We start from the raw sequence: 25406 nt of genomic DNA, 5'->3' as shown, positions 1-25406 counted from the left end.
GATACTAATATGGTAACTGTAACTGATAAAGCGAAAGCTAAAATTGACAACCTCATGCAGGATGGCGGGCTTGATGCCTCCTATTTTCTGCGTGTATCTGTACAGGGTGGCGGCTGCTCGGGGTTGTCATACAATCTCGATTTTGATAACGAGGAAAAAAAAGGTGACCAGTTTTTCGAGGATCGCGGCGTACGTTTCGCACTCGATATGAAATCTTTCCTTTATCTTGCCGGTACCGAGCTTGATTTCAGTGATGGATTAAATGGTAAAGGTTTTAACTTTCATAACCCCAACGCGACCCGTACATGCGGCTGCGGCGAAAGTTTCTCAGTATAATTACATCGACAACCTTTCTTAATGAGGGGTTTTAGAGGTTTTAAAGGCTCCGTTTTCGGGGCCTTTTTTTTTGGATTAAGCATCCGTTCCATCCATCTTATATGAATGACCTGTCGATAATTCAAAAATAGATTGGCAATAGTTTATGCTATATCAGTCTAACCCTCTTCCCCAGTTTGCGGGTCTGGTATGATATCTTCTTACACTTTTCCAAAATGAGTTTTATCTTGTGTCATCAATCACAATACAATGTCAGCCAAACCTTTAATCGTGAATAATAACAATACTATAAGTTGCTTCATAGGTTTATTTATTTAGTTAAGCTAGTTAAATATAAGCCTTTATTTACCATGACAAAAAGAAGTGCCTATTCGTCCAACTGCGATATCAAGCTATGATAAGGATATTGGTTTTATTGTTAAATTTAACATAGATTTGTTATAATATAAACCTGATTTAATCTTCATGAACATTGTTGCTGAGCAAACAACCATTCCCGGACTCATCCGTAATATTGTTGCGAACATACACCCCGATACCTACACTTTTCTTAAACATAAAGTACAGGATACCTGGGTGGATATTTCCTATCGGGAAGCGATTGAAAAAATTGATGCGATTTCCGCGTGGTTCTTAGACATTGGTATTCAAAAGGGCGACAGACTAGCCCTGATCATGGAAAACGGTCCGGATTACATATACTATGATCAGGCTCTTCAGCAAATCGGGGCGGTGAACACGTCTATTTATCCTACGCTTTCCGAAGCCGAAGTTGAATACATCCTTAACGATTCTGAAGCGCGAACTATTTTGTGCGGTAACCCATTTCTTTTTCGAAAGGTTTTAAAGATCGCCAACGATTGTACATCTCTAATCCGCATCATCCCAGCTTTTGAGGATTTCGAAAAATTCAGTGATAAGTTAAACCTAAACGCCGGTGTGGTAGGATTTAAAAAAGTAATTGCTGAAGGCTTGGGTTGTGTTGAAAAGTACGCCCAGGCGATAAATATTGCCAGAGAGGCTATTCTGCCTTCAGACTTATCATGCCTTATCTACACATCGGGCACTACCGGTACCCCAAAGGGGGTAATGCTTACGCACAGCAACCTTACCAGCAACGTTAAATGGAGCCTCACCCAAATCCCAATAATAGAAAGCAGCGATTTATTCTTGTCCTTCCTGCCGCTGTCGCATGTTTTTGAGCGGACAGCAACCTACTACATCTGTATGAACAAAGGGTGTACCATTGCCTTTGCCCAAAACCTGGAATTACTGGCCAAAAACATGATGGAAGTGAAGCCTACCGTATTGTGTTGTGTACCCCGCCTGCTTGAAAGGATCCATGATAAGGCTATGAAAAACGGTCTATCTGCCGGCGGTATGAAAACTAAGATCTTTACCTGGGCCATGAAGATTGGGGAACGGGTGCGACTTACCCATGAGGCCGGTAAAAAACCCGGACTGATTTTAGCGGCAGAACATAAATTAGCCGATAAATTGGTTTTTAGTAAAGTTAAAGAAAAAACCGGGGGCAGGTTAAAGCTTCTGGTATCGGGTGGTGGCGCATTGCCAAAGAATATAGGAGAATTTTTCGGCAACATAGGGATAATGGTATTGGAAGGCTTTGGCCTTACAGAAACATCGCCGGTTATGGCAGTAACCGAAGATCACCGCATTATCATCGGTACTGTTGGGCGTATCATTCCGGGTATTGAAGTAGCCATTCAGAATGTAGATACCAGGAAGATCTACACCATTCAAAATCATGATAATTTTAACCCTGACTATACTTCTGACGAGGGAGAGATTATTGTGCGCGGGCATTGCGTAATGAAAGGATACTGGCGCAAGCCGGAAGAAACAGCCGCCGTGATAGATAGCGAAGGATGGTTCCACACCGGAGATATCGGCAGATTTTACAGGGGCAACCTGCAAATTACCGACAGGCTAAAAAATATGCTGGTAAATGCCTATGGTAAAAATGTTTACCCTACGCCGGTAGAGAACACCTATTTAAAAAGCCCCAAAATTGAGCAGGTATTTTTAATTGGTGATAAGCGCGAATACATTACCGCCATATTAGTACCTGCACACGAGTTATTGCAGGAAACCTTTAAACTGGGTAGCGATTACTTTGAAAAGCCCGGCGTGTTCATTGATGATCAGGAGATCATCGATTGGGTTAATCAGGACATTCGTAAATATTCAAATGAACTCGCGAAATTCGAACGGATCAAAAACTTCAAACTGAAACGAAATCCATTCAGCATGGAAGCCGGAGAAATAACCCCCACCCTAAAAGCCAAACGCAAAGTTATCGAAAAGAAATATGCCGAGGCTATAGATGACTTGTACTTGCAGGAAGCGGAGGCAGATTAAGTTATTGATAATGTTTTAAAAAAGCCGAATTGACAAGTTCAATTCGGCTTTTTCGTTGGCGTGTATTTCCAGAAATCCTTTTGCAGGCCGGGATTACCTGTTCCGATGTAACCGACTCCGTCGATAGCAAAATTAACCACATCGTAACGCGCACTCCCACCAAATGTGGTGATCTTTATCCAACTATCTTTAAGTGAATCATATTTATACCAATCATCAGCAGATTGTGTTTCTGTTGTACCAAGGCCGATATAACCATCACTACCGATTACAAATTGCCCGGTAAATACTCTCGCGCTACCTGTAAAATTGGCTTTAGCAGTCCATTTATTTAGTGCGGGATCATATTCCCAAAAATCCTGCTTAACAAGATCAGGTGCCGCACCGCCCAAGCCTACATAAGCTTTTCCATTTATCGAGAAAGCTGCGGAACCAAAACTTCCGTTGCCGGGGTAATCTGCAATTCGTGTCCATTTGTCTGCATTCACATCATACTTCCAAAAGTCTTTATAATTGGCATCGTAATTATTATTGGTGCCGAGGCCGAGATAGCCCACACCATTTATTTCGAATGCCACGACATTTTCGCGAGCAACTCCGGCAAAATTTGCTTTTTTGGTCCACTTGTCTGTTGCAGGATCGTATTCCCAAAAATCATTGTTTTGCCCTGATTCATCTGCCCGGTATTGCCTTTGTCCATACCCTGTACCAAAATAGCCTTTGCCGTTTATACTAAATCCTCTTACATATTCAGCACCCTGGCCGGGGTAATCGGCTTTTTGCGTCCATTTATCATTTATCGGATCGTATTCCCAAAAATCATATAACGGCACCACGTTAAAGCCCGAGCCAGCATTACCTCCCAACAAATAGCATTTGCTGCCGATAGTAAACCCGGACGCACGAACCCTGCCATTTCCGGGAAAATCCGCCAATTGTTTCCATAAACCAGGTAAGCCATTTGCATAATTGGGTACAAAAGGCTTTTCCTTTTTGCAGGAGCATAGCATTACGCAGGCAAGCAGCAAAATACTTAATTTCTTGAAGATCATAATTGGTATGCGAGGAATGTAAATATATGATTATCATTTAATAAACCATATGCTCACAATTAGTTGCTATACGAATTATATCGCCGCTGAGTTGCCCCTGGCAAAAATTTGAATGGAAATTAAGCCCAATCTCTACAAGTTAAAAGCGCTTTAAAACAAACTTTAGCCAGCAGCAATTACCGATCTAAAATCTCCTGAAAAAGATTTATAAGGCGCCCTACATGAACGCCATCAGTCAGTCCGTGATGTACGGCTATCGATACGGGCATCATCCGTCTGCCATCAACCTCTGTAACTTTTCCAACCGAAATTTTAGTAGAACTGTCTTTGTAGGAAAAACTGCGGGCATGTGTTAAGCCGGTAAATTTGATGCCGGGCATGGCCGAAAAGTGAATTATATTATCCCCGGGAATACTCAAATCAAGCCCTGAAGTGCTTAATATACGGTCGGTTTCCTTTTGCGCATCGGCTATAAACTCTGCCAGCGTTGGCTTAAATTCCACAAAGCCAAAGCCAAAGGTATCGTTAGGCCTGAGCACAATATGAGTAACGTTTATTTGATCATAAATAAATACTTCTCCGTCGATTACACGATATCTAAAACTATCAATAGCGTTGATAGCTGTAATGGCACAATAAAGATAATACAGGTAAAAGGACACATTTTGCTCCTTTGCACGTTGGTAAGCTATGGTACAATCCACATCTGCGTTAACGCTGAAATAGGGTTCGTCAAAACTATTAAAAAAAGTAAAATGTTCTTTTCGTGGCCAGGTGGCCAGGTCTACTTTGGTTCTCATTCTATAAAAAATTCAAGATTTCAGCAATGTTATCCACGCTTCTAAAACGATCATTATCAACACTGCCTTCAATCTGCTCGTGCGCCCAGGTAATATGGTACGGCACATGTACGGCAAATCCGCCAATATTTAAAACCGGCAGCACGTCGCTTTTTAAAGAGTTGCCAACCATTAGCAATTCTTCGGGCCTGATATCGAGGTGCTTGATCAATTTTAGATAATTGGCATCATCTTTTTCGCTCATGATCTCAATATGATGAAAATAACCGTTAAGGGATGATTTACGTAGCTTGCGTTCCTGATCCAGCAGATCGCCTTTGGTGGCAACAACCAGCCGGTATTTACCTTTTAGAGATTCCAGTACCTGTTCCACCCCATCAAGCAATTCTATCGGCTGGTTAAGCATTTGCTTGCCCAGATCTATCAATTGGCCTACCACATGCATACTGATATTGTTGCCGGTTATTTTCATTGCGGCCTCAATCATGGATAGCGTAAAGCCTTTTATACCATAGCCGTATAACGGCAGATTTTCAATCTCTTTCTTCATTAATTCTCGCTCCAGCTCGTGGCGTGAAGCATATTCGGCTAAAAGCTCACAATATTTTTCTTCTGTTTGCCTAAAATAAGGTTCGTTCACCCAAAGTGTATCATCGGCATCAAAAGCGATAACTTTTACGTTCATTCCGTAAAGGTATAAAATGGTAATAAAATTTAAGCATTGCCTATTGTAAGTTACCATACGCCAACTGTCACTAAAAAAAACTATTTTTGCAGCCTCAAAATACAACGTTTTTACTATGAGTATTGCGCTATCCGAACAGGAAATTATACGCCGCGAATCGCTGCAAAAGCTTCGCGAACTGGGCATCGATCCCTACCCTGCTGAAGCTTACGAAGTGACTGCCTGGGCCCAGGACATTAATGACAATTTTGAAGCTACCCCGGATAAATATAAACAGGTTACCATAGCTGGCCGCATCATGACCCGCCGCATTATGGGCAGCGCATCGTTTGCCGAGATACAGGATTCGACAGGACGCGTTCAGATCTATTTGAAACGTGACGACCTTTGCCCCGACGAAGATAAAACCTTGTACAATACCGTATTTAAAAAACTGCTTGATATCGGCGATTACGTTGGTGTAAAAGGCTACGTATTTTTAACGCAAACCGGCGAGGTATCTATTCACGTACAGGAACTGAATATTCTTTCTAAATCTTTGAAACCACTGCCGGTGGTGAAACGTGAAGAAGATGGTACCATACATGATGGTTTCACCGATCCGGAGATGCGTTACCGACAGCGGTATGTGGATTTAACCGTTAACCCGGAATATAAAAACATCTTCATCAACCGCTCTAAAGTGATTAGCGCTATGCGTAGTTACTTTAATACAAAAGGCTGGATGGAAGTGGAGACCCCAATTTTGCAGCAGATTCATGGTGGTGCAGCGGCTCGTCCCTTTGCGACGCATCACAACACACTTGATATGCCGTTGTTTCTGCGTATAGCAAACGAACTTTACTTGAAAAGATTGATCGTAGCAGGGTTTGATGGTGTATATGAATTTGGCAAAATGTTCCGTAACGAGGGCATGGACCGAACCCACAACCCGGAATTTACCGCAATGGAAATCTACGTAGCCTACAAGGACTACATATGGATGATGGACATGGTGGAGGAATGTTTAGAAACTGTTGCCAAAGCTGTGCATGGCATTCCGGTTGTACAGGTTGGGCAAAACGAAATTAACTTTGCCGGGCCATACGAGAAACTCAGCATGTATGATTCGATATTGAAATATACCGGCATCAACGTGTCTGAAATGGACGAAACCGGTCTGCTGCAGGTTTGTACAGATCTGGGTATTGAAACAAACGCCACGATGGGTAAAGGAAAGCTTATCGACGAGATTTTTAGCGCGAAAGTTGAAGCTAAACTTATTCAGCCTACCTACATTACCGACTACCCTATCGAGATGACACCGCTGGCAAAAAAGCATCGTACAAAAGATGGACTGGTAGAACGTTTTGAGTTATTTGTTAATGGTAAAGAGATCGCTAACGCCTACTCGGAATTGAACGATCCAATAGATCAGCGGGAGCGTTTAGAAGAGCAATTGGTATTGGCGGGCCGTGGCGATGACGAAGCCATGGCAATGGACGACGACTTTTTACGCGCTTTGGAATACGGTATGCCTCCTACGTCCGGCCTCGGAATAGGTATCGATCGTTTGGTGATGTTAATGACAAACCAAAGCACCATACAGGAAGTGTTATTTTTCCCGCAAATGCGCCCTGAGAAAAAAGCTAAGGTTGCTACGGAAGAGGATTTCATCAACATAGGTGTCCCGGCCGAGTGGGTGCCTGTGTTAAGTAAAATGGGCTTCAATACCGTTGAGGAATTGAAGACCGCAAGTCCAAACAAAGTCTATAATGACTTGGGCGGAATGCGGAAAAAGTTAAAATTGGATATTACCATGCCTAATAAAGAAGACGTAATGAGATGGTTTGAATAGAGGAATTATTGGAACAATTAACCTTTAACTAATTAATAAAACGAGGTGCTATATTTTTGGCACCTCGTTTTTTGATAAATGGTAATAAATATTTCTTTTCCATAGTCAGTGTTTTTTGTTGTTAAATTTTGATATATTTACATTTAGCATATGAACCTAATATTTAGGTAAAATATGTGAGTAACCTTATCACGATTAAACTATGGATCTCATTACATGCTTCGGTTGTAATACCGGGCATCCCCAGGAACAAACCGTTCAAATTAGCCAACAAGATTATTGTAGGTCTTGCTCAGAGCAGTTACTTACCTACGGGGAAATCCACGTAAAAGGAGCTCAAGAAGCTGAACCTCCCATACCCACCTGCGCTTTATGTAAAAAGGAATTTGCTGATAATAAGTTGGAAAAACTTGGCTCATTCCATATTTGTACCGCATGCAAAACGGATCTTAACAAACAAATTTTCCCATTGTGGGTAAAGGCTTTTTTTGCTGGTGTCCTGGCGCTCGTTGTGTTTTCTATCTTTTGGAACTGGCGCTTTTTCGCGGCTTATCAAGAATTAAATTCTGCTAATAAAACATTTTCTGAAGGTAAAATGGAGGTAGCTGCCACTACTATGAAGGATGCAAGTGAAAATGTACCCGAAGTTACTATACTGGCCGATATGGCACATTTTTACAAAGGCATTAGCTACCTGTCAAAAGACAAATCAGCACTAGGTTTAGTCGAACTAAATCTGTGCAGCGATTCACTCCCAGCCGATTATCACCTGAGAGAATTAAAATTACAGGCACAAATTGGGGCGGAATTTGACAGAGCCGACTACCAGGCCTTTTTGAACTCTTCAAAAGATTTTTTAAAGGCTGATACAACACTTGCGGGCTCGTGGGGTGGGGTAGCGTCTGCATACGCCTGCCTGTATGCACAAAAAGGCACCGATTCATTAAAGAAATTATCACTCTACAACTTAAAAAGGTCCCGCGCGATTGATGATACAAGTACCGAAGCTAAAAATTATTCGAGCCGCATTCTGTACAGGCTCGATAGCAGGCAAATTATCAGCAAAGACCAGTTCGACAAAAAATTTCCAAACGGCTACACCTCAAAATAACAAACATGTTTATCCCGGGCTTTTTAATAACTATTCTGACATTTCCTGGCGTCATAGTCCATGAGTTTGCACATTTGTTTTTTTGCAGGCTGCGCAAGGTGGCTGTTTTTGAAGTTTGCTATATCCGGATAGGGAACCCGGCAGGTTACGTTATTCATGAAAATACAAGTAATTTTTACAGCACATTTCTAATCAGTATGGGGCCATTTTTTGTAAACACCATATTATGCCTGCTGATTTGTATCCCTGCTTATATGCCCATCACATTCTTTGGATTAGCCCATCCCTTATCTTACTTTTTAATGTGGCTGGGGGTTTCCATTGGGATGCATGCCGTACCATCCACACAAGATGCTAAGAACATCTTCGAGCAAGCTAAAATAAAGGTTAAGGACAAAAATGTACTAGCTATTGTGTCGTTCCCGCTGGTGGGGTTAGTATATATCTTTAATATACTACGATTCTTTTGGGCAGATCTTGCTTACGGTGTAGCTATTGGAGTGGGCGTTCCTGGATTGATATTTAACTAGGATTGGCAAACATGGAGATAACTCTTAGTTAAGCCGTTGGCAAACTGGATGATTTAACAGATCATGATAAGTCGAGGGAGATTTTTACCTGTATCTTCTGCCTATGATATAACTACTACGACCGTGATAAATTGATCAGAATTAAAGCGCCTTGACCAATTTTGATGCAAAAAATCTAAATTCTGAGAAATATTTGTCCATTATTCACAATTTCTTAACAAAAGCATAAAACAAACAAAACTTTCTTCTTAAACATCCTAGTTAACTTTATCTCAAACACACAAATACGAAAAACATGACTAACTCAATATTAGAAATAACAGAAAACGAATACCTGATCAAGCTGAACAGAAGCAATTTTGATCTTTCGTTTATTCGCAATTTATTAAAGATGGTAGAGATTTCTAAACCATCGGAAGAGACTTCATTTAATGTGGTTGACAGGTATATTTCTGCCAACCAAAATCATTCCTCAGAGCCCGATTATTACAGCTCGCTGGATGAAAAATAACAGCTCATTTAATTGCTATTAAAAACGTTGCTGGCGGAAACCTCCGCGTACTACCTGCTGCTTGTCCATCTGTGACATTTGGCCTTTCATCATTTTGATCTGATCGGCAAGTAATTTATTTTTGTCGTCTTTAGCAGCTTCTTTTAAATAAATCTCTGCATTACGCTTATCACGTTTTGCCATGCAAATACCGGCGAGGCTCAACTTGGCTAACGCCGTGTTGTGGCTCATCCCCATACCAAGGCTAAGTGCTTTCTTAAAATACTTTTCAGATTTCAATGGTGCCTTACGGGATTCAATCAAACCTACTAACAGGTTATAATATCCATGCTGGCCTTTGTATAACTGTTTCTCGTAATCAGTGATTTTTAACAACCATTTTTCAGACTCGTCCGACTTTTCTTTACGCAGGTAATACTGCGCTACAAGCATATTTTCATTAAAAAAGTATGTCAGTAGTATTAAAGCGCCAATTAAAAATAAAGGTATCCCCCAGCCCCAAAAACCAAACACACAAAGGGCCACAGCGCCACCCATTGTTACACATGCGATAATTAACCTAACTATATTCGACATAATTTGTATTAGTATATTCAAAGTGCAAATATCGTTATTTGTAGCTAAATAAAACATCTGTATTTAATATTTATGGCAGGAGAATTAGAAGCCGGATGGCATCAGGTAATTGGTGAAGAGTTAACAAAACCTTATATGGCGGAATTGAAGAAATTCCTGTTGCAGGAGAAAGAAGCAGGGCATATTACTTACCCAAAAAGTAAGGAAATATTTGCTGCATTCAACATTACCCCAATAGATAATGTAAAAGTGGTTATTTTGGGCCAGGACCCTTACCACGGCCCCAACCAGGCACACGGTTTGTCTTTTTCAGTTCGGGATGGCATTACGCCGCCGCCGTCGTTAAAAAATATCTATAAAGAACTAGCCACCGATATACAAGGCTTTAAAATTCCTTCCACGGGTGAGTTAACTAAATGGGCTGAGCAAGGCGTGTTGATGTTGAACGCAACTTTAACTGTAAGAGCAGCCACCGCCGGATCACATCAGAAAAAGGGTTGGGAGAAATTTACAGATGCAGCAATTAAAACCTTATCGGATGCTAAAAATGGAATCGTATTTATTTTGTGGGGAGCCTACGCACAATCAAAAAGCGTGTTGATTAACCCGAATAATAATCATCTTATCATTAAATCCACGCACCCCTCTCCTTTGGCGGTAAGTCATGGCGGATTTTTTGGGTCAAAACCATTTTCGAAGACAAATGATTTCTTGGTAAAAAATGGTAAGGAGCCGATTAATTGGCAGATATAATAAATGTGCAAATTTCAAATGAGCTAATATGCAGATGAAAAAAGATGCTGTAGCAGAATTGCACGTGCGCTAATCTGTACATCTGCAGTTAGCACATCTGCATGCCTAACTTAATACTCCAGCGGTACTATCGGTTCCTTTTTGCTGGTACTCATAATCATCATGGTTTGAAAGGTCTTCACCACCGTGATGCGGCTTATTTTTTCCATGATCAGGCGTTCATAAGATTTAATGTCGCGTACGTAAACTTTCAACAGGAAATCGCACTGACCTGTTACGTGGTGACATTCGGTGACTTCTTTTATCGACTGGATCTCATCTAAAAAAGTCTGAATGGTGTTCTTCTGGTGAAAATCAAGCGAAATCTGGATAAAGGTTTTTATGCCAAGCCCGAGCTTTTCCTCATCCACCAATGCATGATAGCTTTTTATATACTCTGCATTCTCCAGCTTACGCACACGCTCCAAGGTAGGCGCCGGTGAAAGGCCTATTTCGGTAGATAGCTGCAGATTGGTTATGCGGCCATTTTCTTGTAATATCTTGAGTATTTGGAGATCTATCTTGTCTAATTCAGCTGCCATGGTACATGCAAATATAAAATAATCTGCATTACGCCAAATATAATTCCACACAAATATCAATCAGCAAAACAAATCGGCTAAGGGATTGTATTTTTAGACAAGTCTAAATTTATTATTATATTTGACTAAATGAATACATTAGCCGAGGAGAATTACTTAAAAGCGATCTTCAAATTAGCTGCTGCTGCGGAAAGCGTAAGCACCAATCAAATTGCAGCTTCGCTGGAAACTAAAGCATCTTCAGTAACTGATATGCTGCGCAAGTTGTCTGACAAAGAGTTAATCAATTATACCAGATACCAGGGCGTAAGTCTTACTGCCGCAGGCAAAAAGGTTGCGCTGAACATTATCCGGAAACACCGGCTCTGGGAATACTTTTTGGTAGAGAAGCTCAATTTTAAATGGGACGAGGTACACGAGATGGCCGAAGAAATGGAACACATATCATCCAATATACTGATAGACCGGCTGGATGAGTTTATGGGTTTCCCAAAACGTGACCCACATGGCGACCCTATACCCGACTGTAACGGCAACTTTAAAATAAATGATCTTAAACCAATTTCTGCAATTTCTGTTAATGCCGGGGGTGTAATTTCCGGAGTGCGCGATCATTCTGCTATTTTTCTGCAGTACCTGGAAAAACAACAATTAACCATTGGAAAGCAGATCAGGGTTAAAGAGATCATTTTGTATGATAATACGGTAGTGCTGGAAATGGAGAATAAAGACCTGCAAATAAGCCGTGAGGTGGCTAACAATTTACTGATTGCAATATGAGCAAAACTGATACACATGATGATAGCCACTCTTTAGGGAATGTACACGGCTCGGTAAACCCGGAGAGCCTAAAAGGCTGGCGCAAGCTGATGGCTTTTTTAGGGCCTGCTTACCTTGTCAGTGTTGGTTACATGGATCCAGGCAACTGGGCTACCGATCTGGCTGGTGGAAGTGCCTTTGGCTATAAACTTATCTGGGTGCTGTTTGCATCAAATTTAATAGCATTACTCTTGCAGTCGCTTGCCGCGCGGCTTGGGATTGTACGCGGATTGGATCTGGCGCAGGCATCTAAGAACGCCTACCCCAAATTTGTAAACTTCTGGCTTTACATATTGGCACAAATAGCCATTATAGCCTGTGACCTCGCCGAAATCATCGGGATGGCCATCGGATTAAAACTGCTGTTTAACCTGCCGCTCATTTGGGGGGTATCGTTAACCATCACAGATACGGTGCTGATGCTGTGGCTGATGAATAAGGGAATGCGCAAGCTGGAGGGGTTTATTATCTCTATGATCTTCATAATCGGGGTATCGTTCCTGGTAGAAATGTTTATTGTAGGCCCGGATGTTGTAGACATTGCCAAAGGCTTTATACCAAATAATCTTTTTAAAAACGATAAGGTAAGCCAGCAAATGTTGTATATCGCTATAGGCATAATTGGTGCTACCGTTATGCCGCACAATCTTTATTTGCACTCTTCGCTGGTGCAAACGCGTAAGATAAGCCGCACAAAAGAAGGATTCAAATCGGCGATAAAGTTTAACCTTTTTGATACGGTTATAGCCCTTAACCTGGCTTTTTTTGTAAATGCCGCCATACTGATACTTGCGGCGACAGCATTTTACAAAAATGGTTACTTTGAGGTTGCAGAGATTCAGGATGCATACAAGTTACTGGAACATATATTCGGAAAAATAGCGCCGGTTTTGTTCGCCGTAGCACTCATCGCTTCGGGTCAAAGTTCTACGATTACAGGCACGCTTGCCGGGCAGATCATTATGGAGGGCCACATCAACCTGCGGATAGAACCCTGGTTGCGGCGCCTGCTTACCCGGGTATTTGCAATAGTTCCCGCAGTTTTCACCATTTTATACCTTGGCGAAGATGCCTTAGGCGGTTTAATTATTCTGAGTCAGGTGGTGCTGAGTTTACAGCTTGGTTTTGCAGTGATTCCCCTTATCCATTTTACATCCGATAAAAAGCGAATGGGCGATTTTGCAATCAGCCTAAAAGTAAGAATTTTGGCATGGGCGAGCGCAATCCTCATCGTTGGGCTAAACGCTAAACTTGTTTATGACCAGGTTAATGGCTGGCTTGCAGAAAGTAAACAATCCGACCTGTACATCTACATTTTTGTGGTACCGATAGTAGTTGGGATTGGGCTCTTACTCATATATGTGTTTCTTCGCCCGCTGCTTTACAAACACAGCGATCAGCCGGCTTACGTTCCCCACGGTATAGCGGCGTCTTTAGATAATTTGGAAGCGATACAGTATAATAATATTGCAGTTACCATAGATTTTTCCAAAAACGACCAGGACTGCATACGGCACGCTCTGATGCAAGGGGGTAAAAAAGCACATTATACCTTAATCCATGTGGTAGAAACGGCAGGCGCCCGGTATTATGGCAAACAAGTGATGGACAACGAAACCCAAAGCGATGTTAATAACCTTGAAAAGTATGTGGAAGCACTTAAAGTTTTACATTACCATGCCCAAGCAGAAATAGGATACGGTGCCCCGGCAGTAGCTATAGCAGAAATTGTAAACAAGTCTGGCATAGATTTTATAGTAATGGGTTCGCACGGGCATAAAGCGCTGAAGGACCTTATTTTTGGTACAACAGTAAACACCGTGCGACATAAGGTTAACGTACCGGTGCTGGTTGTTAAACCGGGCACAAATTAATTCGCATATTTGCAGTACAATGAAGCAGGACATCTACATTAAAAATAAGAAAGCATACTTCGAGTATCATATATTGGATAAATACGTGGCCGGCATCCAACTGCTGGGTACAGAGATCAAATCCATCCGTGAGGGTAAGGCCAATGTGAACGATGCATTCTGCACTTTTATTGGCAACCAACTGTATATCCGCAACTTGCACATTTCAGAATATTCTTTTGGCTCGTTTTACAACCACGAAGCCAAACGTGACCGTATCTTACTACTCAATAAAAAAGAGTTGAAGAAATTGCTGACACGAGGTGAGGAAAAAGGCTTAACCATCATTCCGCTTGCGCTTTTCATCAGCGAGCGCGGTTTTGCTAAGTTAGAAATAGGCCTTGCACAGGGTAAAAAGACCTTCGATAAACGCGAAACCATGAAAGAGCGGGATACAAAGATTGAAATGAACAGGGCTATGAAAAGCTAAAGACAACAAAACCTTTTTACGCGCAAGCCAGACAGATTTTTAATTTGCATAACTTCAATTGATTTATATGCTTTATCTCTAATATACGTAGGTAAAATCACACACCTATTGTTTGGCTTTACTATTGCTTACAGATAAATAAAATAATCATGAGTATACAAAGCAACATAGAACAACAAAAAAAATTTGGTGAAGCGGTAAACAGTGGAGAATTAGAAAGATTTAAAGAACTCGTAGCTGAAAACTGTGTGGACCATGACCCTGCAGACGGGCAGGTTGCTGGACCACAAGGTTATATTGCTTTCTTTACAGAATTACGTACCGCATTTCCTGATCTCAAATTGGAAGTGAAACAACTAGTAGCGGATGAAAACAACGTATCATTTGCTTACGAAATTACCGGTACACATAGTGGCGTATTTATGGGCATACCAGCTACTGGAAAACCTATTAAAGCCCATGGATTGCAAATCAGCAAATTTACCCAAGGTAAAATGACCGAACGTTGGGGAAGTTCAGATCAGTTAGGAATTCTAAAGCAATTGGGTAAAGAAATTTAGTAGCTTGATATTTATCGTTGGTCTGGCTATAAAATCCTGATCAGCGGTAAATTTTCACAAACTTTTTCTACCAGGCTCTATCACCTACTAAAGGTACAAATCTAAACGTATCCAAAACATGTCGCTCGTAATCATGTTCGCCGGTTTTAAGAACGGTTACCATTTTTTGCGATTGTTCATCCCCTACCGGGATAACGAGGACACCACCTATATTGAGCTGTTTAAGTAATAATTCGGGTACGGTTGGCGCGCCTGCTGTTACAATGATCTTATCATAAGGTGCGTCAGAAGCAATCCCTACTGATCCGTCTCCCAAAAAGAATTTGGGCTTATAGCCCATGTAGGGCAGTACCTGTATGGTACGCTCGTAAAGTTTTTCCTGGCGCTCTATGGTGAAAACCTTAGCCCCTACTTCCAGTAACACACAAGTTTGATAACCGCTGCCGGTTCCAATTTCAAGTACCTTATCTCCTTTGCGTATGTGTAATAGTTCCGTTTGATATGCTACCGTATAAGGCTGCGAAATAGTTTGCCCGGCTCCTATCGGAAAAGCGATATCCTTATAAGCCTGGTTCCAGAAAGTCTCATCAAAAAAATAGTGGCGGGGCACTTTTGCTATTGCTTTAAGAACTCCCTCGTCTTCTATTCCCTTTTTCCTTAATACCTCAACCAGCCTTTTGCGTGCGCCTTGCTCCCGATAGTTATCTACGAACTTATATGCCATTATACAGCAAAGTTAATACGATTATGGAATTTAAAGCGGAAACCAACCTACTTAGATTTTATAATGCTGATAGCGATGGAGATAAAAATGTACCCCTAGTATGGATCTACATCCGGCTGCACTATGCTGCCTTTGCTCAGCTTAGTTGTTTGAAATTGGGTGATCACATCCCGCATTAAGGCCTTAGCCTTTACAATTGAAATTGCATCTTTCTCAAACTTCAGCATAATGGTTTTGATATAGTAGTTGCGTACCCTGCTTACTAGAGGAGGCTCGGGACCGATTACTCTATCACCAAAATGTTTGCGCAGCTCATTAGCAAAATACTCTGCCTGATTATACAGGATCTCAGGGTTTTTGTGTTTGATATCAACGCTGATAATGCGGTAAAAAGGTGGGTACTTAAAGCTTTTGCGTTCCTCCATCTCGGTAAAATACAGGTCGGCGTAATTATTTTCAATTACTTGTTTAATTACCCGGTGATTTGGATCATAGGTTTGAATGACCACTTTGCCCTGCTTCCCCCTGCGGCCCGCGCGCCCGCTTACCTGCGCAAGCATTTGAAAACTCCGCTCGTTTGCGCGGTAGTCTGGATATTTTAATAAACTATCTGCGTTGATAATACCAATTACCGTAACATCTGCAAAATCCAGTCCTTTGGCTACCATTTGAGTACCAATTAGTATATCTATTTTCTTTTCTTCAAGATTATTCAGGATAGTTTGCAACGCGTTGCGTGACCGAGTAGTATCCAGATCCATCCTGGCGAGACGGACATCCGGCATCAAAACCGATAATTCATCCTCTACCTTCTCTGTGCCAAAACCCTTATATTCTAAATGGGTAGAACCACATGCAGGGCAAACTGAGGGGGTATCTTCTTTATAACCACAGTAATGACAATGTAGTTTGGTGGTATGCTTGTGATAAGTAAGGCTCACATCGCAATTGATACATTTGGGGGTAAATGCACATACCTTACACATCAGCACCGGTGCATAGCCCCGGCGGTTTTGGAAAAGGATCACTTGCTCCTTATGATCAAGCGCAAGCTGCATATCAGCCATCAGCACGCCCGTAAAATGCGACTGCATGGTTTTCTGCTTCATCTCCTGTGAAATACTTACCACCTGTATTAATGGCAGCTGTACGCCTCCAAAGCGTTCCACCAGTTCCGTTAAACCGTACTTATGAGTACGTGCATTATAATAAGATTCAAAAGATGGTGTGGCCGAGCCTAGCAAAACTTTACCATGATGCATATTGGCAAGGTAAATAGCCGCATCCCGTGCGTTGTATCTTGGTGCGGGGTCGTATTGCTTGTAAGAGGTTTCGTGCTCCTCATCTACAATGATGAGTCCAAGATCCTGAAAAGGAAGAAAAACTGAAGAGCGGGCACCCAGTACAACCTTGTATTCTCCACGCAGTACCTTTTGCCACACTTCAACCCGCTCGTTATCATTAAACCGTGAGTGGTAAACACCGATGGTACCGCCGAAGTAAATCCGGAGCCGCTCAATGATGTGGGTAGTTAGCGCTATCTCTGGAAGAAGGTAAAGCACTTGACGGCCGGAAGCAATCATTTCTTCGATCAGACGGATATAGATCTGTGTTTTGCCCGATGCAGTAACGCCATGCAGCAACACCACATCCTTTTTTTCAAAATGGCTGCGAACATCATCCAGTGCAATTTGCTGGGCAGTACTCAGGATAAAATTGCTTATTGATTCATCATCCTCCTCGTAACCAAGTCTGCTTACCGTTTTGTGTTCGGCAAAAAATATCTCCTTTTCAATCAAAGATTTAATGCTGGCATCTCCTGCCCCGCTTTCTTCAATCAATTCGCTTTTTAATACTGCTTTTTGCTGCCGTGAAAGTTTCAGATAAGCCAGCAAGGCATCGGCCTGTTTGGGAGCGCGTTTTTCCAGAATTTCAAAAAGTTCTCGCCTGTTATCAGAATTTTGATAAACTGGATTCAAGGTAAGATAAGTTCTCTTTCTGGGCCTGTACCGCTCGCTAACCTCCTCAGATATAGTGATAATATTCTTCTCAAATAAAGATTTCAATATTGGCATCACCGTCTTCTGCCCCAATAGCTTTACGATATCACTAATAGTGAGTTCGGGCTGTATATCAAGCGCCTCGGTGATTAAATACTCCTTATCGTTGAGCTTAGTTTTGTCATACTCGAACTCCCGGTTCAGCATTACCTTGGTTTCGCTGGCGAGTTTAAGAGCTGATGGCAAAGCTGCATTCATCACTTCGCCTTCGTTACACATATAATATTCGGCTATCCAGTGCCAAAAGCGCAATTGATGCTCGGTAATTACCGGGGAGTCATCCAATATTTCTATGATGTATTTAGCCTCGTATTTTTCGGGAGCTTGTTCACCAATTGAGGCTATGATAGCGGTGTAGAGTTTGCTTTTACCAAACTGCACAACTGCCCTTTTACCTACAACTACAGCAGTATTCATTTCATACGGAACCCGGTAAGTATAATTTATGCTGATTGCCAAAGGCAATATCACTTCAACAAAAAGCGTTTTACGGGTATGCTGCTGTACTTCGGCAAACTCTAACATTAGGTTATTTATTTCTGACCGCAGCTAATGCCAGTGTTGACCAGCCGATTATAAAAAGTAAGCCGCCAATGGGGGTAACCGGACCCAAAACTGCTAAACCCGGCATTTTTAAAAGATCGCGACAGGCAAGCAGGTAAAGTGAACCCGAAAACAAAATTATCCCCAAAGTAAACAGGTAGTAACTTATGGTAACCAGGCGTGTTTTAAAGCGGCTAAAAGTGGATAAAAATAACAATGCAAATACATGGTAAAATTGATATTGAACAGCTGTTTGCCATACTTCTAATTGCTTTGGCTGGAGTTGCTCCCTTAAAGCATGTGCCCCAAATGCGCCGCAGATAACAGCAAAGGCACCAAATACGGCTGCGGTAACTATAATTTGTTTGTTCATCCAGATATAAAAGGCTAAGTTAACCAAATGAAAGTATTACTTTATTGTGGTACGGTAAAATTCTAACTTGCGGGCCCAAACAGCAATGAAAAGATATATACTACTCACTTTATTATTAATTGCCGCCACCGGGTTTGTGACCGTAAAATATTTTAGAAGCGTTAACTTGTCAGGTGTGCATGCTGGCAATGTTATGCGCACCATTCCCGACAGTGCCGCCGCCGTTTTTGAAATTAGCAATGACAAGGGCTTCTATGACATTTTTACTGATAATTCATTGATTGGCAGTTTGGTTAGCGACAGTAAAATGGCTGAATTGGATACAGTTAGAAAAGTATTGTTTGCGCATCCTTTGCTCCAAAATTTTTTCGATAACAGCAACGTCTTCATTTCTCTCCATCCCCTGGAAAAAACTTCCATCGAATTATTGTTGACCGCCGCCGCGGCAAAAGATTTTGATGCAGGGGCTTTCGACGCCCTTGCTAAACTAAAGAACAAAGGCTTTCTGATCACCCCACTCAGCATCGATGAAAAAAAGGGATATACCATTTTCTTTCCTGCTTTAAAAAAACGCTTCTTTATTATCAATACCGAAGGCAGCATTTATTCGGCGAGCTTTTCAAAAGATTTGGTGACGAAGGCGGCCCGGTACAAATACGATAAAGACAAGCAATCGTTTCTACAATTGCCCGATCAGCAGAACTCCAATTCCCTGGCCAATCTTTATATCAATTACAGCCAGCTTGAGCCCCTATTCAATCAATTGTTCAGGAACAAGAACAACGATCTGTTTAAAAGTTTCCGCTTACTAAACGCTTTGGCAGCTTTAAACTTGAATTACAAAACCGATGCGCTAATGTTTAACGGCTACACCAACGTACAAAGCGATAAGCCCGCCAGCTACCTGAACCTATTTGCCCGGCAAGCTCCTGTAGAAAATCACCTTAAAGAAATATCCCCCTCAACGATCGCTTATTCTATGAGTATGGCGGTTTCTGACCCTGTTAAATTCTCTAACGACTTGGGTAAATTTCATGATAAGGCTGGGCTAAAGGTTGAGCGCGATACATTATTCAATAAAATAAAAGGTGAAACAGGACTGGATATCCGTGCGGAATTCACCAAATTGCTGGGCACCGAATTTGCCGTAATCACTACCCGGTACCGGGAAAAATTTGGACTGATAATGCTTAAGGACGGATCAAAAATGCGGCCATTAATGGGTAGTATAAGTACCATGGTTAACGAGGACGAAGGGCAGCTGAACTATAATAAATTGCCCTATTTTTTACTTGGCGATGCTTTCAATATTTTTCGCAGGCCATACTTCCGTATCGTGGATAATTACCTGGTATTTGCCAATAGCGGAAAGGAATTGGATAGCTACTACGATAGTTACATAAACCGCAAGTTTTTGAACAAAACGGAACAGTATGTTCGTTTTGATAATTTACTTGCTGAGCGAAGTAATCTTGCATTTTTTATCCACTTTAAAAATTCGCAGTCAATTCTGAAGAACGACCTGAAAAATGAGTTTTTTGACCTATACGATAACGATAAACTATCGATCAAAAACTTTTACGCAGCATCCTACCAACTTACGGCCGCCGATAAAAACTACTACACTAATTTTTGCATGCTCCGTAATCCGGCAGAAATTATCAAAAATGCCGACACTGTCAAAATCCAAAAATAATTATAACCCTTACACTCATTATACGTAGAAGGCCTATAATTGGGCTTTGATTATTTCTCAGTCGGATAGCATTCCATAATTAGATACGATAATCAACGGCAAACGACACTGCGAGATATGACGAAAATTTTATTGGCATTTTTCTTTCTTACTTTCACGATACAATCCTTCGGCCAACAATTTTCACAGTACAATACCGGTACTTTGTATGATTCATTTGAAAACAACGCCCAGCGTAGCTTCATCCCCGACTCCAGCCGCCAGTATGCATCTAACTTTTTTCTACCCAACTTCTACTTGAATTTTAATTTAAGCGGCAATGCTCAGGTACCACTTAAGAGCAGAGCTTTTAATGGGAATTATGTTAAAAATAATTTGAGAATCGGTAACGGAAACTTTACCAATCAGACAAATACCGACATTAATTATTACTTGTTCATGTTTAAGGCCTACACAAATTTGGCCGGCGACGCAGAAATAGGCATTTCTGCGCAAACCCGGTTTGAAATGCGGGGAATCTTTACTGATGAATCTGTGGCAATTTTTAATGGCCCTTCCGCATTACCGCAAAATCATTATGATAACATCTTCAACAATAGCGGAACTTACCAAGCGTACCACCAACTGAGTTTTACCTATCGCGAAAAAATAAACAAACGGTTTGCACTTGGTGCCAAATTAAGCTTGCTAATGGGAATAAGGTACCAAAATGTAGATATTAGAGAATCACATATAGATATCGACCGGCCAAATGATTTAGCGGTTTTAAGCATGCGTGGCAAATATTTATTAAATTATATTCCCGGTGGCTTCACTACACATGATTATATCCCAAATCTCAGGAACCCGGGAGCTGCCATCAGCATCGGGTCTACTGTCCGCACAAATGACAATTTTAACCTGCAATTTAACTTGAAGGACTTAGGGTTTATTCACTGGAGTTCACGATCATACACCTATAATTTCGACAGAAGTGACACCATCAAACAATTTTCAAGCGCAGCCCGGGAAAAGAATATTTACAATGCAGCAAAATCAATAACTAAAAATAATGTTACAACAGGTTCATTTGTTACACCTACTAATAGCAAATTTGAAATAAGCGCCAACAAAGTTTTTTGGCTGGACTACGATAATCAATTAAAATATTCTCCTACGTTGATCGTATCTAAAGAACTTTTTTTTAAAGGACTTGCCGCAGCTTTAGTCAACCCGGTATCCTACAACAACTACACGTTAACATTAACAACTTCCTATAACAACTACAAAACTTTAAGTGTAGGCGGTCAGTTTATGTTTAAAACTCCCAATGTTGAGTTTTTTGTTGGAAGCGAAAAGTTATTCCAAACAACCAGTTTGGCCTTTGCATCAACGGGCAGTAGCTCGCAGATAAATGACAAATCATCTTACACAGGTGCCAGTTTATTTTTAGGTGCGGCCTTTAAATTTGGCCACTTGATTGAGCACCCGTTAAACGCCAGTTCTATCCCTAACGAGAATAATCCGGGATTTCTAAAACGTTTATACTTGAAGATCTTCAGGAGAAACGAGGGCTACTAGGAACCTGCTTTTTTGCCGGCAATAAAATCTTTTAGATAAAAAGGCTCAAAATAGGCAACATCTACAAATTCAGCATTATTGAATTTATCAGTGGAAATGTTAGTCATATCCACCGCTGAGTTTATGAAGTCTTCTTGAAAGCAGGCATTTTGGTTATGACGCAACGCAACTTTGCATTTTTCAGCTCCGTCCCCAAAAAACAAAATGGCATTTTTTGACAGCAGATCAGCAAAACTATTTTCGTCTATTATTTCTGCGGCAGTAGGTTTGATTATGTCCCCTGCTGTGTCAAATACAGCGGTAAAAACTTCCATCCGCCGTGCATCTATCATCGGGCATAAAAGCGTCCCTGGCGATATATTTCTTTTTTTAGCAATACCACTTGCCATAGCAGCTAATGTATCCACCGAAATCAAAGGCTTATTTAAGGCAAAGCATAAGCCTTTAGCGGTTGATACGCCAATCCTTAATCCGGTGTAGGATCCCGGGCCGCAACTAACTGCTACCGCGTCAATATCAGCGTAATTTAAACCAGCCTCTGTTATTAATCCCTGGATATACACAGTTATTACTTCGGCGTGGATGTTACGGGCATTTATTTCTTTAAAGGCCAATACGTTGCCGTTTTGCGACAGTGCAACTGAACAGGATGTTGTTGCAGTTTCGATTTGCAGTAGGTAACTCATTTAGTCAGCAATCAGTGTTGCGTTATGTGTGATTAATAACGACTGAAAAATAGGAATGTGTGTTGGGCTAGCCATTATTTCATCAATGCAAAGAAGTTCTTCTTTGTGAATCTATATCAATTTACATCTAACCACGCAAGTTACGGCACCGGGTCATGCCCATGTCCGCCCCAAGGATTGCAACTCGCAATGCGCTTTAAAGTTAACCAGCCACCTTTAAAGGGACCGTGCCTTTTGATAGCTTCTGCCCCGTATTGCGAACAAGTTGGCGTATATCTGCATGATGCTCCGGTTATAGGTGAAATAAAATATTGGTATCCCTTTATCAGTATCAGGAAGATCCAGCCAACCACACTTTTAAAAGAATCCCACAATAATTTCATTTCAACACCTGCCCTTCAAGCTGTATTAATAATTTCCGCATCTTTTTTTCCATCATTTCAAAATCGGCAATTTCTTTACCAATATAACCAACCGATAAAATTATTTTTTTATCAGCAGCAAGTATTGAACTATATAAAAGAGATTGTTTGTTTAGCCTGTAGGCATCCCTCATACGGCGTTTGATCAGGTTACGTTCCACAGCACGCTTGTACCGTTTTTTAGCAACCGAAAACAATATTTGTACCGGAAATACCTGCGCGGCATCTGCAGCGAGCCAGGAGGCTCTGAAGGGATAACATAAAAAAGAAGAACCCTTATGAAAAAGACCGTCAATAAGCCTTTTGTTACATAACCGTTCTTCTTTTTTAAAAGTATGCATAGTTGTTAGTGCCGAACCTAAATTAAGCTATTAACCGGCTCAGCCCCTTTATAAGGAGAAACAACCAGAGAATTAAGCTTTGTGGCTACGCTCGTCAGATACTGTTAATCTTTTGCGGCCTTTGGCTCTTCTTGCTGCTAATATCCTTCTGCCGTTAGCAGTTGACATGCGCTCACGGAAACCGTGCTTATTTCTTCTTTTCCTTTGTGAGGGCTGAAACGTTCTTTTCATGGCTATATTTTATACTAATTATTCTAATCTGTCGCTTTTAAAAACAAGAGTGCAAATGTAGCCTTTTTTTTAGTTTTTTCAAATACTAATGTGGTAATTTGATAACGTGTATTTATCAACATATTAACATATATATACCGACTATGAAATTCACAGCCTTTTTAATACTTTTTGCCCTCCCCTTATTTGCGGCCAGTCAGGATATTATGGCTCCACATTACAAAATCTACAGCACCGTTAAACGAGCGCAAGTAACTCTCGATGATATTATAAACGATATGGACAAAGCAGATGTGCTTTTCTTTGGCGAGGAACATAATGATAGCACCGGACATTACCTCGAGCATGTGCTTTTTAAAAAATTGGCAGAGAAATATCCGGCAAAAACAGCTTTATCGATGGAAATGTTCCAAACGGATTGCCAAACTGTTTTGAATGAATACCTTGCTGGTTTCATCCGCGAAAAGAATTTGATCACGGAGGGTCGTGCATGGCAAAATTACAAAGATTACCGCCCTATGGTAGAAATGGCTAAAGAAAATCATTTACCGGTTATAGCAGCCAACGCCCCTACCCGTTATACAAATATGACCACGCGATTTGGCCTGGCAGAACTGCAAAAGCTGGATGCCACCGCTAAAAGCTGGTTGCCCCCCTTGCCTATCGATACGGCTACTGGTGCCTACTACGAAAAATTTAGCGCAATTATGGGCGGTCACAGCGAAATGAAGATGTATCAGTCGCAAAACCTTTGGGACGCGACCATGGGCTATTTCATCGCTAAGTTTTACAGAGCACATCAGAATTTCAAAATCTTTCAGGTAAATGGCGGCTTCCACAGCGAAGAAAAACTGGGAACCATTGCACAATTAAAGAAGTATGCCCCAGCCGTCAGAATCATCAACATCCAGGCTTACGCAGACGAAACCTTTGGGAAGCCGGATTGGGCTAAGTTTGCGAAATTTGGAGATTATATTATTTTAACTGACCCGCAATTGCCAAAAACTTTTTAGGGAAGCACGATCGACAAACGAAGCTACCATAAAATAAAGTCCGCTCATTTATTCAAAACTCACCAAGCCACCCAGTTTTATTGGAGCAACCGTTTTATAAGCCGTTTTCAATATATCAATAAACATATCATCATTAACGGCTTGCAAATTGATGTGCATCCACCCCTGTTTACCCCATTTGTTGGGCACAGGGTAAACAACAGCCTTATCAAATGTGCAAAAGATATCCTGATCGATAGCTGAGAGCTTAACGGTTGCCCGTTTTTCTATTGCATTTAGCGTGGCGAAAATTTTCTTGTTAACCTTAAATGACCGATTGTTGAAATGCGAGGCTTCCGTTGCTTCGGGTAAAGCCAAAGCAAGCCGTCGGACAGTCTCGGTATCGATCATTGATTATTTTCGATCTATTTTTTTTCTGACAAAATATCGCGGATCTCTGTCAGCAATAGTTCTTGTTTTGTTGGCGCAGGTACAATAGTTGGCGCAATAGCCTCTGCCTTTTTAAATTTGTTTACCGCTGTGATAATTGAAAACAGTGACAAGGCAACAATGATGAAAGAAATGATTTGTGATAGAAAATTACCATATTTAATAGCGGTGCCGGGTATAACTAACTGGCTCAGATTAGATAAATGAGCTGCTTTTAAAGCGGGTGTTAAAATAGCAGGTGTAATAATATCTTCCACAAGCGAACTCACAATTTTTCCAAACGCAGCACCTATTACCACTGCTACAGCCAAGTCCAATACATTACCTTTTACGGCAAATTCTTTAAATTCCTTTACAAATCCCATAACTTTAAATATTTATATTTTAAAGTTATTAATATTTCACAAGCCTCCCAAACAAAATATTGCAAAAAACATTTACACAATCATACTGCT

At 41.2% G+C, this 25406-nt stretch carries 27 protein-coding genes; 14 read left to right on the top strand and 13 right to left on the bottom strand.

The window, feature by feature from the left end; all coding sequences use genetic code 11:
• Positions 1-9 precede the first annotated feature (9 nt).
• Positions 10-336 (top strand): heme biosynthesis protein HemY, encoded by a 327-nt coding sequence (locus A0256_16290; GenBank protein ID AMR32866.1) that lies wholly within the window; start codon positions 10-12, stop codon positions 334-336.
• Positions 337-801: 465 nt separating this feature from the next.
• Positions 802-2715 (top strand): AMP-binding protein, encoded by a 1914-nt coding sequence (locus tag A0256_16285; GenBank protein AMR32865.1) that lies wholly within the window; start codon positions 802-804, stop codon positions 2713-2715.
• Between the two features lie 38 nt (positions 2716-2753).
• Here A0256_16285 and A0256_16280 read toward each other — a convergent pair whose 3' ends face one another.
• From A0256_16280 to A0256_16270, 3 genes are all read right to left on the bottom strand, one after another.
• Positions 2754-3767, bottom strand: coding sequence for a hypothetical protein (locus A0256_16280; GenBank protein ID AMR32864.1), 1014 nt, complete (start codon positions 3765-3767; stop codon positions 2754-2756).
• Positions 3768-3943: 176 nt separating this feature from the next.
• On the bottom strand, positions 3944-4567 hold the full coding sequence (locus A0256_16275) for a chloramphenicol acetyltransferase (GenBank protein AMR32863.1): 624 nt from the start codon (positions 4565-4567) through the stop codon (positions 3944-3946).
• A 1-nt stretch (position 4568) separates the two neighbouring features.
• A complete protein-coding gene (locus A0256_16270; protein ID AMR34587.1) occupies positions 4569-5252 on the bottom strand; it encodes an HAD family hydrolase in 684 nt (227 codons plus the stop codon).
• A 115-nt stretch (positions 5253-5367) separates the two neighbouring features.
• Between A0256_16270 and A0256_16265 the strand changes: the two genes are divergently transcribed.
• The 4 genes from A0256_16265 to A0256_16250 all read left to right on the top strand — a co-directional run bounded on the left by A0256_16265 (position 5368) and on the right by A0256_16250 (position 9241).
• Complete coding sequence (locus A0256_16265; GenBank protein ID AMR32862.1) at positions 5368-7089, top strand: lysine--tRNA ligase; 1722 nt, start codon at positions 5368-5370, stop codon at positions 7087-7089.
• Between the two features lie 202 nt (positions 7090-7291).
• The gene (locus tag A0256_16260; GenBank protein ID AMR32861.1) at positions 7292-8200 is read left to right on the top strand and encodes a hypothetical protein; all 909 of its coding nucleotides are present in this window, start codon (positions 7292-7294) and stop codon (positions 8198-8200) included.
• Positions 8201-8205: 5 nt separating this feature from the next.
• Entirely contained in the window at positions 8206-8730 is a 525-nt protein-coding gene (locus A0256_16255; protein AMR32860.1) for a hypothetical protein, read from the top strand.
• Between the two features lie 295 nt (positions 8731-9025).
• The gene (locus tag A0256_16250; GenBank protein AMR32859.1) at positions 9026-9241 is read left to right on the top strand and encodes a hypothetical protein; all 216 of its coding nucleotides are present in this window, start codon (positions 9026-9028) and stop codon (positions 9239-9241) included.
• Between the two features lie 18 nt (positions 9242-9259).
• Here A0256_16250 and A0256_16245 read toward each other — a convergent pair whose 3' ends face one another.
• Complete coding sequence (locus A0256_16245; protein ID AMR32858.1) at positions 9260-9817, bottom strand: hypothetical protein; 558 nt, start codon at positions 9815-9817, stop codon at positions 9260-9262.
• A gap of 72 nt (positions 9818-9889) precedes the next feature.
• Here A0256_16245 and A0256_16240 point away from each other — a divergent pair, with 72 nt between their 5' ends.
• The gene (locus A0256_16240) at positions 9890-10570 is read left to right on the top strand and encodes a uracil-DNA glycosylase (protein ID AMR32857.1); all 681 of its coding nucleotides are present in this window, start codon (positions 9890-9892) and stop codon (positions 10568-10570) included.
• 110 nt (positions 10571-10680) lie between these two features.
• On the opposite strand, the gene A0256_16235 is transcribed toward A0256_16240, so the two are convergent.
• Complete coding sequence (locus A0256_16235) at positions 10681-11151, bottom strand: AsnC family transcriptional regulator (GenBank protein AMR34586.1); 471 nt, start codon at positions 11149-11151, stop codon at positions 10681-10683.
• A 129-nt stretch (positions 11152-11280) separates the two neighbouring features.
• Here A0256_16235 and A0256_16230 point away from each other — a divergent pair, with 129 nt between their 5' ends.
• From A0256_16230 to A0256_16215, 4 genes are all read left to right on the top strand, one after another.
• Positions 11281-11931, top strand: coding sequence for an iron-dependent repressor (locus A0256_16230; GenBank protein AMR32856.1), 651 nt, complete (start codon positions 11281-11283; stop codon positions 11929-11931).
• Entirely contained in the window at positions 11928-13844 is a 1917-nt protein-coding gene (locus A0256_16225; GenBank protein AMR32855.1) for an iron/manganese transporter, read from the top strand. The genes A0256_16230 and A0256_16225 overlap by 4 nt, the downstream gene beginning before the upstream one ends.
• Positions 13845-13863: 19 nt before the next feature.
• Complete coding sequence (locus A0256_16220; protein AMR32854.1) at positions 13864-14313, top strand: SsrA-binding protein; 450 nt, start codon at positions 13864-13866, stop codon at positions 14311-14313.
• A gap of 149 nt (positions 14314-14462) precedes the next feature.
• Positions 14463-14873, top strand: coding sequence for a hypothetical protein (locus tag A0256_16215; GenBank protein AMR32853.1), 411 nt, complete (start codon positions 14463-14465; stop codon positions 14871-14873).
• Positions 14874-14940: 67 nt separating this feature from the next.
• Here the strand turns inward: A0256_16215 and A0256_16210 are convergent, their stop codons facing one another.
• The 3 genes from A0256_16210 to A0256_16200 all read right to left on the bottom strand — a co-directional run bounded on the left by A0256_16210 (position 14941) and on the right by A0256_16200 (position 18573).
• Entirely contained in the window at positions 14941-15597 is a 657-nt protein-coding gene (locus A0256_16210; GenBank protein ID AMR32852.1) for a protein-L-isoaspartate O-methyltransferase, read from the bottom strand.
• 95 nt (positions 15598-15692) lie between these two features.
• Positions 15693-18182: a primosomal protein N' gene (locus A0256_16205; GenBank protein ID AMR32851.1), complete on the bottom strand. Its 2490-nt coding sequence runs from the start codon at positions 18180-18182 to the stop codon at positions 15693-15695.
• A 4-nt stretch (positions 18183-18186) separates the two neighbouring features.
• Positions 18187-18573 (bottom strand): hypothetical protein, encoded by a 387-nt coding sequence (locus tag A0256_16200; GenBank protein ID AMR34585.1) that lies wholly within the window; start codon positions 18571-18573, stop codon positions 18187-18189.
• Between the two features lie 85 nt (positions 18574-18658).
• Between A0256_16200 and A0256_16195 the strand changes: the two genes are divergently transcribed.
• Positions 18659-20269 carry a hypothetical protein gene (locus A0256_16195; GenBank protein ID AMR32850.1) on the top strand — a complete coding sequence of 537 codons (1611 nt, stop codon included), beginning with the start codon at positions 18659-18661 and terminating at the stop codon, positions 20267-20269.
• 117 nt (positions 20270-20386) lie between these two features.
• Positions 20387-21829 carry a hypothetical protein gene (locus A0256_16190; GenBank protein ID AMR32849.1) on the top strand — a complete coding sequence of 481 codons (1443 nt, stop codon included), beginning with the start codon at positions 20387-20389 and terminating at the stop codon, positions 21827-21829.
• On the opposite strand, the gene A0256_16185 is transcribed toward A0256_16190, so the two are convergent.
• From A0256_16185 to A0256_16175, 3 genes are all read right to left on the bottom strand, one after another.
• Positions 21826-22515: a tRNA threonylcarbamoyladenosine biosynthesis protein TsaB gene (locus A0256_16185; protein ID AMR32848.1), complete on the bottom strand. Its 690-nt coding sequence runs from the start codon at positions 22513-22515 to the stop codon at positions 21826-21828. The two genes, A0256_16190 and A0256_16185, sit on opposite strands and share 4 nt — an antisense overlap.
• Before the next feature lie 140 nt (positions 22516-22655).
• Positions 22656-22898 (bottom strand): membrane protein insertion efficiency factor YidD, encoded by a 243-nt coding sequence (locus tag A0256_16180; protein AMR32847.1) that lies wholly within the window; start codon positions 22896-22898, stop codon positions 22656-22658.
• Entirely contained in the window at positions 22895-23278 is a 384-nt protein-coding gene (locus A0256_16175) for a ribonuclease P protein component (GenBank protein AMR32846.1), read from the bottom strand. Before A0256_16175 ends, A0256_16180 begins: the two co-directional genes overlap by 4 nt.
• Before the next feature lie 374 nt (positions 23279-23652).
• On the opposite strand from A0256_16175, the gene A0256_16170 reads away from it, so the two are divergent.
• On the top strand, positions 23653-24522 hold the full coding sequence (locus A0256_16170; GenBank protein AMR32845.1) for a hypothetical protein: 870 nt from the start codon (positions 23653-23655) through the stop codon (positions 24520-24522).
• A 48-nt stretch (positions 24523-24570) separates the two neighbouring features.
• Here A0256_16170 and A0256_16165 read toward each other — a convergent pair whose 3' ends face one another.
• Together A0256_16165 and A0256_16160 are read right to left on the bottom strand one after the other, a co-directional pair.
• Entirely contained in the window at positions 24571-24912 is a 342-nt protein-coding gene (locus A0256_16165) for a hypothetical protein (GenBank protein ID AMR32844.1), read from the bottom strand.
• A 14-nt stretch (positions 24913-24926) separates the two neighbouring features.
• Positions 24927-25316, bottom strand: a complete 390-nt coding sequence (locus tag A0256_16160; protein ID AMR32843.1) for a mechanosensitive ion channel protein MscL — start codon at positions 25314-25316, stop codon at positions 24927-24929.
• Between the last annotated feature and the right edge of the window lie 90 nt (positions 25317-25406).

Origin of the sequence: Mucilaginibacter sp. PAMC 26640, assembly GCA_001596135.1 — a bacterium.
Lineage (GTDB): Bacteria > Bacteroidota > Bacteroidia > Sphingobacteriales > Sphingobacteriaceae > Mucilaginibacter.
The sequence above is the reverse complement of the archived record's forward strand: the minus strand, read 5'-3'. Positions and strand labels throughout refer to the sequence as shown.